General features: G+C 40.5%; 7 protein-coding genes. All 7 read left to right on the top strand.

The genetic code is table 11. The features are described 5' to 3' along the window. The first annotated feature begins 15 nt into the window (after positions 1 to 15). The 7 genes from BLS35_RS22055 to BLS35_RS22025 all read left to right on the top strand — a co-directional run bounded on the left by BLS35_RS22055 (position 16) and on the right by BLS35_RS22025 (position 11,971). Positions 16 to 564, top strand: a complete 549-nt coding sequence (locus BLS35_RS22055; RefSeq protein ID WP_090785600.1) for an RNA polymerase sigma-70 factor — start codon at positions 16 to 18, stop codon at positions 562 to 564. Positions 565 to 571: 7 nt separating this feature from the next. Continuing rightward, on the top strand, positions 572 to 1,720 hold the full coding sequence (locus tag BLS35_RS22050) for a FecR family protein (RefSeq protein WP_132226015.1): 1,149 nt from the start codon (positions 572 to 574) through the stop codon (positions 1,718 to 1,720). A 99-nt stretch (positions 1,721 to 1,819) separates the two neighbouring features. Then, complete coding sequence (locus BLS35_RS22045; protein ID WP_090785598.1) at positions 1,820 to 3,220, top strand: TlpA family protein disulfide reductase; 1,401 nt, start codon at positions 1,820 to 1,822, stop codon at positions 3,218 to 3,220. Next, complete coding sequence (locus tag BLS35_RS22040) at positions 3,199 to 5,781, top strand: M1 family metallopeptidase (protein WP_090785597.1); 2,583 nt, start codon at positions 3,199 to 3,201, stop codon at positions 5,779 to 5,781. Before BLS35_RS22045 ends, BLS35_RS22040 begins: the two co-directional genes overlap by 22 nt. 10 nt (positions 5,782 to 5,791) lie before the next feature. Continuing rightward, complete coding sequence (locus BLS35_RS22035; RefSeq protein ID WP_090785596.1) at positions 5,792 to 6,922, top strand: TlpA disulfide reductase family protein; 1,131 nt, start codon at positions 5,792 to 5,794, stop codon at positions 6,920 to 6,922. Between the two features lie 27 nt (positions 6,923 to 6,949). Then, entirely contained in the window at positions 6,950 to 10,525 is a 3,576-nt protein-coding gene (locus BLS35_RS22030) for a SusC/RagA family TonB-linked outer membrane protein (RefSeq protein ID WP_090785595.1), read from the top strand. 9 nt (positions 10,526 to 10,534) lie between these two features. Continuing rightward, positions 10,535 to 11,971, top strand: coding sequence for a RagB/SusD family nutrient uptake outer membrane protein (locus BLS35_RS22025; RefSeq protein ID WP_090785594.1), 1,437 nt, complete (start codon positions 10,535 to 10,537; stop codon positions 11,969 to 11,971).

The raw sequence follows: 11,971 nt of genomic DNA, 5'->3' as shown, positions 1-11,971 counted from the left end.
TAAACTATAAGGCCGATGGCAGATCTTTCAAAGATAGAACCTTTATTTCGGGAGCATTATTCCTTTTTATGTGCTATTGCCTATAAAGTCGTAGAAGATGAAGAGGTCGCCAAGGATATTGTTCAGAATTTTTTTCTCTATTGCCTGGATAAAATGTCAACGATAGAAATCCATGCCAGCTTTAAAAGCTATGCTTTTCGGGCTGTAAGGAATGCATCATTGAGTTATAGGAAAAAGTCGAAAAAGGTAGATTTTAATGATGAACTGCTGCGGAAAAAGACCGCGAACATGGCCAGTTATTCGGAACAGGATGTACAGGAACATGAGACTGCACGCGATTTGGTGTTATGGGAAATTATCGGACAAATGCCTGAAAAGCGAAGGCATGTGTTTTTATTGAGTAACAAGGAGGGATTAAAATATACGGAAATTGCTGAACAGCTGGATATTTCGGTAAATACGGTCAAAACACATATCAAACTATCCTATGAGTTTTTACGACGTGAGTGCCAGTCATTGGTCAGAATAATGGTTTTAGTTGGTATATGGATTGGATTTTATTAACAGGGATATGGATCAGGAAGAAAAGTTAAACTGGGATAAGCTGTTGAAGCATATAGAAGGCAATTATGAAAACGATCAGGATGCCGAGGAGTTGAATGAAGAGGAGCTTGAATTGCTATTACTGGCAGAAGAAACAAATATGAGGTTAAAGGAAGAAAATCCGGAGCATAAATTTCCGGTGGCGGCAGGCTGGGAAGAATTACAGGCAAGGCATAAAGAAAAGGAACAGTTGAAAACAGGTGTAGTTAATCGCCAAAAGTTATATAAGGCAATGGCTGTAGCCGCCTTAATCGCTCTTGTGATGGCACCAGCATGGTGGTTGTTCTTAAAACAGAATGATGGGGTTAAATCTACCCCGAAGGTGTCAGATCAGATTCAGCTTACGCTGGCAAATGGGGAGACTGTTGAACTGGCAGCAAGCCAGGTAAAAGTCTTAAAATCTGAAGGTGCCACTTTGAATGGCAGTACCCTTATCTATCAAAAGGAAGGGGATTTGCTTAAAGAAGGAACTGAATTACAAATGAATGTGGTTGAGGTGCCTAATGGTAAGTATACCAAGCTGGAACTCAGTGACGGTACGGTGGTATGGGTAAATTCGGGGTCAAAACTAAGCTACCCTACATTTTTTTCAGCGGCAAAAAGAGAGGTGACATTAGAGGGAGAAGCTTATTTTGATGTGAGCCACAATGCCGCCAGGCCCTTTATAGTTCATTTGAAAAACCTGAATGTGAAGGTGCTGGGTACAGCATTTAGTATCAGCACCTTTGGGAATGTGATCCACACCGCGCTTGAACGTGGAAAGGTTAGTCTGGAGACAGGAAATCAATCCGTCTATCTATTGCCTGGCGAACTGGGTAAATACAATAAGCAGGAAAAACAATTGTCTAAAACTGAGTCAGACTTAAGAGTTTATACTGCATGGAAAGATTCGGATATTTATTTCGACAACAGTAGGCTGGAAGAAATTGCAGCTCGCCTGCAACGCGAGTATAATCTGGAATTCAATTTTGAAAATGATGCACTTAAAAATCTGCATTTTACTATTGATATGCCTAAAACACAAGATGTAAGCAAGATTTTAAACAACATTAAATTTAGTAGTAATCAGGTTGATTTTAGGATTGAGGGAAATAAAATACAAGTAAAATCGCGCTAAGTTTTTATCGCTTATCACAAAAGGGTGAAAATAATTTGCAATTGTTTTCACCCTTTTTAGTACTAGCCTCGCCTATACTAAAAACCAACCTAAACTATAATGAAGTTAAAATTATTCTTGTGCTGCTTTACGCTATTGATATTAGCGTCGAGTGGGCTTCGTGCTGCAGACGAACCTTCGGGAAAGATCAGGCTTAATGTAACAGTTAATTGTCCGGACCTACATTTTGTCGCGTTTTCTCATTTAAAAGATCAGGATGAAACTGTTTGGGAAACAGAGATGGTTATGCCTAAAAAGTCAGGTCAGATTTTAATTAAAAAAGATTTGCCATTCGCCTTACAGATTATATCCTTGAATCAGATTCCGGTATTTATAAGCGGAGCTCAGGATGTTAATTTGATGATTCGTGCTAAATCACGGACAGTTCGTCCTACGGTTAATTTTAATGGAATTGAGGGCTTCAGACAAAGTCTTCCTTATCAAATGGACAGCTTGTACGAGATTTCAACCGATAAGTTGGCTAAGATGAATCTAGAAGAGTTGATTGTTGATCTTAAAAAGCTGAATGAAAGGGGAGAGGTCTTGCTTAAGAAAGCAGGAGTAGTAAAGCCTGCTGAGTTGTCCTTACTACGCCGTTATACAGGTTTGCTTCGGATGCAGATTAAACAAACTTATTTGAAACTGCATAAGGACAACAATACTTTGCCAGATAATTTCGCCGATTGGTATTTAAAGGGCGAAGGCTTTAAAGGAACGGATTTGGGTAGGATTTGCCGTGAGGAGATGGTTCATAATTACGTCGTTGGGTTCGAAGAGGGACAAGCATTGATCAATCCCGCAGCATCCAGATTTGAAAAATGGGCACCAATATTACAGGACAAAAACCAGTTTTTAATAAAAAAGAACATCATTCCATTTTATTATGCACTTTTTCGTACGAAAGGATTGACTTCGGAGCTCGATGAATTTTATCCGAAAATTAGAAGGGCATTAACGAATGCAGAAGATATCAAAGCGTTTGAAGCATTTTATCATACCTATGAAAACTTGCAGGTAGGTAAGCCTGCTCCTGATTTCGCTTTGCCAGATACGGACGGAAAATTGGTTCGCTCATCTGATTTTAAAGGTAAAATGTTGGTCATAGATTGTTGGGGTACATGGTGTGGACCATGCAAGGAAACACTCCCATTATTTAGGGCCATTGCAGCAAATTACAAGGACAGTACCGATGTCGCATTCATTACCATTGCCTTGGAGACAAAGGATGGGATTGACTGGCGGGAATATATAAAAGAACACAAGATGGAGCAGGAAATCAATTTGCATCTTGTAAATGGGTCAAAAGATCATGATTTCTTTAGAGATATCTATAAGATGAATACCTATCCACGATATATTGTTTTAGATCGAAAGGGAAATTTTCTCGATTCGCACCTAGAACACCCGAATCAAAAATCATTTAAGGAGAAAGTCGACCAATGGTACAAAGAGAAAAGATAAGCATCACACTTTGCTTATGGCTTGTGGCCATGGCTTTTTTCATCGAGCCATTGTACGCGCAGCAAGCAGTGCTCTTTGATCCTCATGAAACTTTTAAGTCTATGAGTTATCCGCCAGACGATTTGTACAGAACTGCAAACGGCAGGCCGGGAGCTGGGTATTGGCAAAATAAAGCAGACTATAAAATAGTGGGACGTTTTGATACTTTATCAAGAGTTTTCTCCGCTAAAATGACGGTCAGGTATACCAATAATAGCCCTCATGATTTACAAGAAATCTGGGTTGGTCTAGCACAGAACCGTTTTAGGAAAGACTCACGTGCTTCGGCACTCACTCCGATAAATGGGAGCCGTTTCGGTATTCAGGAGTATACCGAAGGCTTCGTGTTGGATGCGGTCTCGGTCCCAGGTAAATCCAGGAACCAGGTAGCCAGGGCAGGTTATGAGCTAATGAACGACCAACTCAAAATCAACCTTCCAAATACACTAAAACCTTCAAAAAGTATTACACTGAGCATTAATTATCATTTTACACTGCCTGTGAAAGGATCTGACTTTATGGGGGTGATGCCCTCCTTAAACGGATCCATTTATCAGATCTCGTCCTGGTTTCCCCGTGTAGTTGTTTATGACAACATCAAAGGTTGGAACACGAATGCAGGTTATTATGTGGAACCGGGTACTATAGATTATTCGATAAATGTACCTTCTGAAATGATAGTTCAGGGCACTGGCAGCCTTGTAAATCCCAGGGAGGTTTTAACAAAATTGCAATATGAACGGTTGCTAAAAGCGGCTAACAGTGATACGACCGTTCGGATTCGCAGGCCAGAAGAAATTAACCTGTCGGCAACAAAATCTCCTGGTGGTCGCTCCACCTGGCACTTTAAGGCTGATAACGCCGGTGATGCGATTTTTGCCTTATCAAAGGCTTTTATTTGGGATGCTGTAAAAGTAAATATCCCTGGTAAAGCACCGGCCTTAGCTATGTCTTTATATCCTGTGGAAAGCAATTATGCTGTTTGGCAGGAGTCTGCACAATCCATGAAAAAGATATTGGAAAACTATTCAAAACTCTGGGGGCCTTATCCTTATGCTACGGCTGTAAATATCGGTGGCTTAGTTACAGGGATTGCTGGGCCTGGGGCTTGTTTTCTCTATTATAAATCAAATGGGATGGCAAATGGTGTATGGCCGATATTGAACCATGAGCTTGGTCACAACTGGTTTAACATCATGGTCGCGGGTAATGGTCGACATGGTTGGATGGTTGAAGGTTTAAATTCATTTATCAATCATGTAAATGGAGAACAGCTAAAACGCCAAACTGCGTTTGAGATGCCAGATGCGGTACAATGGCTTACCAAAGCAAAACCTGGACAAACTGCTGCTACTCCTGCTGAACTGCTTACCTACAATAATTTTGCTTTACTCTCTTATATGAAGCCGGCAATTGCAATAAACCTCTTGAGAACGCAGGTTTTAGGAGCCGAACGATTTGATCCTGCATTTCGTGGATTTATCGCCGATTGGAAATTTAAACATCCTATGCCTTCAGATTTTTTCCGTTACATGGAAAGTGCGACGGGAGAAGATCTTTCCTGGTTCTGGCAAAGCTGGTTTTTGAATGACTGGAGGTTGGACCAATCCCTAACAGAGGTTGCGTATGTTGATAAGCAACCAGAGAAAGGTATAAATATTAAGCTTCTGAATAAAGGAAAGATGGTGATGCCGGTTGTGGTAGAGGTTATTGAATTCAACGGGAATATAAATCGGGTTAAACTTCCTGCAGAAATTTGGCAGAAAGGTCCGGAATGGGTTTTCCATTATCCCTCAACTAGTACGGTCATCTCTGTGAAGATTGATCCCGATCAATGCCTCCCAGATCAGGATTATAGCAATAATACCTGGCAGGGCAGTACTGTACGTAAACCTGTGCCTACTGGAGTTACAGCAAAAAAAGTTATTGAGCAATATCTCCAAGCTGTTGGTGGAAGAAATAAGGCTATGAAAGTGTCTAAGGCAGAGCTTGAGTACTTTAAGCTTGTTGGTGAAGTTGAATATGCCTTCATCAGAACTGTCAATGAAGGTCAATGTGGTACAGAAATCAGGCTTTCCAATCTCTCCTATCCCTTGCATAAATACACCACAAAGGAGAATGATGTGCTGTATAAACAAATGGGTACACAAGTAGAGCTAAACACCACACAAAAGAAAAGTATTCAGCAGATGTGTCAGTTGTTTCCTGAGCTACAAGTTCTTGAATCCGATATGCAGCTGGAAGAGACCATACAAAATATAAATGGTACCGATGTTTACGTGCTTCATCTGGATAAGGGTAAACCTGGAGAAAGAAAGTGCTATTATGAAGTTAGTAGCGGCTTAAAGGTGAAAGAGATCTATGTCGGGGCTGAAGATTTTAATCTGTTGTATTCAAGCCTGGATATGGCAGAGTATAAATCCGTAAATGGCCTGCTCCTTCCTCATGCACTTATACTGAAGCGCGCAGGCGAAAACATTGTCATATTAAAGAAAAAGCAATTTAAACTAACCATAAACTAATCTTAAAATAATGAAAAGATCAATATTATCACTTTTAGGTCTGAGTATTTTCGCCCTTAGTGTTTCTGCTCAGGATAAACTAGAGCTTACGGCTAAAATGCCGGAGCTGATTAACGATGACGTGGTTTATCTATGGAATCCTATCGATAAAACCACAGATTCAACCTACGTTAAAAACAATAGCTTCTCTTTCACTAATCCGATGAAAGGCGGAGGTTCTACATTTATTTTGCAGGCCGGCAAAAATCCCGAGAAAACCGGGTTGGGAATGGTCGTATACCTGGAAGGGGGAAAAATGAATATTGTGGGAAATGGAACGGGGTTTAAGGGGGCGACTTTCAGTGGAGATGCTTTTGTAGCGGATTGGATAGCTATGGAAAAAGCGATGGCGGAATCTTATGCTAACCTTGATAAAATTGATGCACTAAGTATCGAATTAGCTGAAGCCAAAAAGATAGGGGATGAGTCTGCTGCGAACTCAATTGCGGCGCAGATCACTATGTTGACGCAAAAGGTTACTGCAAGTGGTAAAAAATGGATCGACAATCATTTGAATTCGGGTTCGTCTACCTATTTGCTCAATGCAGTTTTGCCTAACATGCTTTCTCGTGAGGAGACATTGGCTTATCTGAATAAATTTACCGGCAGGGCTAAAAATCAGATCACAACAGCTATGTTGTCTGGGCTCACAGGTTCTAGGGCGCAATGGATAGATAAGCAGGCACCAGACTTTAGTCAGCCCGATGCGAAAGGGAAAGTAAGTAGCCTGGCCGACTTTAAAGGCAAATATGTGTTGGTTGATTTCTGGGCGAGCTGGTGTACACCATGTAAAGCGGAAATTGCAGAATTAAAATCTGTTTATGAAAAGTTCAAGGACAAGAATTTTACCATTGTAAGTATTTCTCTTGATAAAGACAAAGAAAAATGGCTGCAATCTATTACTGAAGAGCAAATGCCATGGTTACAACTGTCAGATTTGAAAGCGGAGCAGAATAGTGCGGTATTGGCTTACAAGGTACAGGGTATTCCGGCCAACTTTTTGATTGATCCGACAGGTAAAATCGTAGGCGTAGGCTTCCGGGATGGTACTAATCCTGGTTCAAAAGCACTGGAAAACACCTTAATAAGATTGCTAAAATAACGCAGCATTGACAACTAAACCAAACTCATGAATTATTTTTATCGAACAATAGGTGTCGTGATTTACGGCATCATGTTTTTAACTGTTTTTCTGCAGCCAGCATTGGCACAGCAAAAAAATGAAGATAAGGTTAACATCGATATCCGTAATGGAAAGCTTGAAGAGATCATTCAGGCAGTGATGAAGCAAACTTCGGTTAAGATCGTGTACAATCAGGAACTGGTACAGAAGAGCCCGCGCCAAACTTTTATAGCTAAAAATGAACCGCTCAAATCAGTAATGAAAAGGCTATTGAAGGGTTCTGCCCTCACCTTTGTGATGATGGACAAAGTAATGGTGATTGCGCCCAAAGAAGAGGAGGATGAAGAAGCTAAAATTAGCAATACTATGAAGGGGATGGTGCAGGATGATAAGGGGAATCCGATCCCGGCAGTGACTGTAAATGTAACCGGAACGCCCTCTACTACATTTACAAATGAAAAGGGCACGTTTAGCATTTTATTGGAAGAAGGGAGAAGCCTCACTTTTTCGTCTGTTGGATTTCAAAAGAAAACCGTCAAGCCGAAATCGGGAGAAATGATTACTGTCAGACTGGAATCGGAATTAAATGAGATGGAAGAATTCGTGGTAACGGGTTACCAGACTGTGAATAAGCGTTTGTCTGCCAGCTCTACTTATACCTTAAAAGGGACTGAAGTTAAGGAACCTGGTGCTACAAATATCGTTTCCATGCTTCAGGGGAAGGTTCCGGGACTATCTATTGCGAAAAATTCGGGAAGTCCGAATGCCATTCCTTCCATGCGAATGCGGGGGACCTCTACCTTGATTGGAAATGCAAATCCGATTATTGTTGTTGACGGGATTATCCGGGAAAACCCAAATGCTATTAATCCGGATAACCTTTTGGGGGTTGAGCCAACTAGCCGTGATATGTACTTAATGAAAGATGGTATTCTATCAAAAGCCAGTTTAACAGGAAATTCCATTAGTGGGTTAAATGTAAATGATGTGGAAAGTATAACCTTTTTAAAAGACGCTTCAGCTACAGCAATTTATGGAACCAGGGCCGCAAATGGGGTAATCGTGATCACGACTAAAAAAGGAAAGGCTGGTAAGCCTGAGATTAGTTATTCCAGCACTTTAGGTACTTCGCGTAGACCACAGTATAGTGATATGCAACTAATGAATTCGCAGCAGCGTGTTCGGTTTTCCAGAGAGATGTATCAGGATGGCTATACTTATCAAAGCGTACCTATTAACATGGGATATGAAGGTGCCTTTATGGACCTGATGAACAAGAAAATTACGGAGGGACAGTTTCAGAAAGCGGTAGCGGATTTAGAAAAGATGAATACTGATTGGTTTGGTATACTGTTTCAAAATACGCTGAACGTAAGTCAGCATCTGAGCCTTTCTGGTGGTAGTGAAAAAACGAGTTATTATTCTTCTGCTTCTTATGATGATAATCAAGGTACGGCAAAAAAAGATCGGCTAAGGGAAGGTGGTGTTTCCGTAGCCATAAATTCCCAGTTGAACAGAAAGCTTACTCTAAACTTTAATTTGAATGGAAGTCAACGGTTCTCTTCCGGTTATTTTAGTGTAAATCCACTTGACTACGCGATACAGACCAGCCGTGCAATTTCGCCATCACTGGTTTATCCAAGCATTAAAGAAGATTCTTTTGGTTTTATTACTCCATTGGATTATAATATCCTAAATGAGATTGAGCAGACAGGAAGTTCAGTTAAGAATTCACAATTGGCATCTTCGTTGAGTCTCAACTATCTTATTCTTAGGGGGCTTACCTTTACTTCGTTGGCAAGCGGAAATGTGAATGCATTAAATTCTGAACAATATGCTACCGAGCTTAGTAATTATGTTGCGCTGAGTAGGGGATATAATTATGGTTCCGTCACACCAGGGAGCGCTATGGAACTAAATTCTATCCTACCTTTTGGTGGAGTTTTGCTTCCATCAAGCTCATCAGTATATAGCTATACACTACGTAATATGGCCGAATTTAACCGGAGCATTTTTACCGAGAATGATGTGTTTAATATTGTGGCTGGACAGGAGATCAGGTCTGTAAAAAACGATGGTTTGGACAACTTGCTTCCTGGATATTTACGGGACAGGGGCGAAGGGTTTTCCATGGTGCCCAATTCTATCCCTATGATCAGCCCAAAGCGGACAAATACGCTAAATAATTTCATGTCTTTATTTGCTACTGCAAGCTATAGTTATGCAAATAAATATATCATAAACGGAAACATAAGAACAGATGCTTCCAACCGCTTTGGCCAGTTTGCTAATCAGCGTTTTTTACCAGTTTGGAGTATTGCGGGTAGATGGAATATCAGCGCTGAAAAGTGGCTGCAAAACAGTAAAATTATTAACGACCTAGGTTTAAAGGCCTCTTATGGATTTCAGGGTAATGTAATCAGTTCAGTAGGTCCGGATCTGATTTTGACTATACCAGACGTTAATTCGGCACTTAATGGTGGGGCAAACGAATTTTATTTGAATATCAAATCTTTACCCTATCCAGGTTTGAGGTGGGAAAAAACTAAAAGTTTCAATCTGGAAGTAAATGGCTCACTATTTAATTCATTTCTGAATTTCGGCATGGCCTATTATCATAAACGAACCACAGACGCCATTACTTCAAAATTTATTCCACTGGAGTATGGTGTGGCCACCATGCTCGTTAATGGGGGTAATATTAAAAATTATGGTTATGAAATGCAGCTGGGGATGAACCTCATCCGTAAGGAAAATTTGAAGTGGCGGATGTCTGTAAATTCAGCAAAGAACTTTAATACCCTGGAGAAGGGCACAATAGAAACCACCAGTACGATAGTTACAGATTATCTGAATGGTACTGTACTTGTTGAAGGACAGCCGATCAATACATTTTATGTTTTTTCATTTAAAGGACTGAACCCAAAAACAGGGGTACCCCTGTTTTACGGGATAGATGAAGATGGAGTGGTGCCGAAGGGTTCATTTGTTGATTATTTAAAACCAGCCGGATCACGTATGGCTAAGATTAGTGGCGGATTAAATACTTCTGTGGATTATCATGCTTTTTCTCTGGGGATGTCCTTTGCTTTTAAACTAGGTTCAAAAAGATTGAGAAATCCAGTTTATAAAGTTTCTGACGTATCTATCCCGATGACGCAAGAAAACCTGCCAGCAATTTTGGAGCAGCGCTGGCGTAAACCGGGCGATGAAGCCTTTACTGATATACCCGCCTATCCTAAAAATAACGGTCTGCAGGGTGAAGGATTTGTTGTGATGACAAATCAAACTGGTTCTACCACCTCTAGTATGAGTCGTTATGATATGTACAACCATTCTGATGCAAATCTGGTATCCGGAAGTTTCTTAAGATGCAATGCAATTAATTTTTCTTATCGCTTAGCTGATAACCTGGTTAAACGGATGAAGGTAAAGCAGATTTCAGTTTCGGGAACAGCTTCTAATTTATTTGTAATCGCAGATAAAAAGTTAAGAGGCCAGGATCCGGAAATTGATGGCGTGGGCACAACGGCCTTGCCCATCAGTAAAATCTTCAGTCTGGGTTTAAATGTGACTTTTTAATAAAAAATTATGAAAAGAAATTTATCTATTTTACTTCTTCTTTCTGGCTTTTTTTTGGTGTCATCCTGCAAAAAATTTCTGGAAGAACAGTCTCAGACGGATATTATCCCTAGATCTGCTTCTGCATTGAACGAGTTATTATTGGGTGCGGCCTATGTAAATAATAGTGGTCCTGGATATGATAGGACCTTGCGTCTTTTAGATGATGATGTGGCCCAGGATGCATTTTATAAATATGGTAATAATATGTATTTTCCCTATACCTGGCAGCCAGAGGGCGTAGGTAAAGATGGCTTAACCGCGGGATCAGCTTCATGGACTGTCTTGTATCCGCGCATTCTTACCTGCAATATGGTTTTAGATTATGCGCCTAAAGTAACTGGTACAACTGCAGAAATAGAGAATGTGGTTGGTCAGGCCTGTCTTTTGCGGGCATTTTATTATTTTAAACTGGTTAATCTTTATGCCAAACCTTATAGCGATAAATTATCAGATCCGTCTAAAGATCCCGGTGTTCCATTAATGCTTAGCTCTGGTCTTTCGTTTGATGGTAAAGCGCGCAATACGGTAGCAGAGGTTTACAAGCAAATCGTAGAAGACTTAGATAAAGGAATTGAATTCCTGGAAAGAAATGGTAAAAATAACAACGTTTACCGCATTAACCATATCGCTGGCTATTTGCTCTCCTCGAGGGTGCAATTGCAGCTGGGCAACTGGCAAAAGGTGATTGATGCGACAACAAATGTGTTGAATAGAAAGTCGGATTTAATGGATTTGACCACCTGGGGCGCTGCAAATCAAAATGGCAAACCTATTATTGGTCCAGTGAATCAAGAAAGCTTATGGGTACATGGTAATCCTGATGAGCTTATCTTTGACGGGATTAGTCAGGAAGGCTACGGTTATATCCTTTCTGATGACCTGATTTCCAAGTTTGAAACGGGAGATTTAAGATCGAGTATTTACCTTAAAAATAAAAGATCCATTAAACGTCCAACCCTTGGTTACGTGGCGAAAGTTGGGCAAGCTTTCCGGGTGTCAGAAGCTTTATTGAACCGGGCTGAAGCTTATGCGCAATTGAATAAATTAGGGCAAACAGGGAATGGCCAGCTGGCTTTGGATGATTTAAATACCTTAAGGAAAAAAAGGTTTACTTCCGCAACTTATCATGACCTGGTAAGTTCAGGTGCTGATGACCTACTGCAAAAATGTTATGATGAAAAACGAAGGGAATTTTTTGATGAAGAGAATCACCGTTGGTTTGATCTTCGCCGTCACGGCATGCCTTCCTTTACACATTCCTATTATGAGAGTGATGTGCAAGTCTTAAAGTATGTCCTTCTTGATCATGATCCCGGCTATGTACTTCAAATTCCTAAAGTAGCATTAGATAAGAATGCAAAATTAACCCGAAATCCGGACCCGGCACGACGTATTGGACATTAA

Source organism: Pedobacter sp. ok626 (assembly GCF_900100435.1).
Classification (GTDB): Bacteria; Bacteroidota; Bacteroidia; order Sphingobacteriales; family Sphingobacteriaceae; genus Pedobacter.
The sequence above is the reverse complement of the archived record's forward strand: the minus strand, read 5'-3'. Positions and strand labels throughout refer to the sequence as shown.

Bases quoted from the DNA above. Each gene is read 5' to 3' on its own strand.
- BLS35_RS22040 (WP_090785597.1), top strand. From the start codon at position 3,199: ATGGTACAAAGAGAAAAGATAAGCATCACACTTTGCTTATGGCTTGTG.
- BLS35_RS22025 (WP_090785594.1), top strand. From the start codon at position 10,535: ATGAAAAGAAATTTATCTATTTTACTTCTTCTTTCTGGCTTTTTTTTG.
- BLS35_RS22045 (WP_090785598.1), top strand. From the start codon at position 1,820: ATGAAGTTAAAATTATTCTTGTGCTGCTTTACGCTATTGATATTAGCG.
- BLS35_RS22035 (WP_090785596.1), top strand. From the start codon at position 5,792: ATGAAAAGATCAATATTATCACTTTTAGGTCTGAGTATTTTCGCCCTT.
- BLS35_RS22050 (WP_132226015.1), top strand. From the start codon at position 572: ATGGATCAGGAAGAAAAGTTAAACTGGGATAAGCTGTTGAAGCATATA.
- BLS35_RS22055 (WP_090785600.1), top strand. From the start codon at position 16: ATGGCAGATCTTTCAAAGATAGAACCTTTATTTCGGGAGCATTATTCC.
- BLS35_RS22030 (WP_090785595.1), top strand. From the start codon at position 6,950: ATGAATTATTTTTATCGAACAATAGGTGTCGTGATTTACGGCATCATG.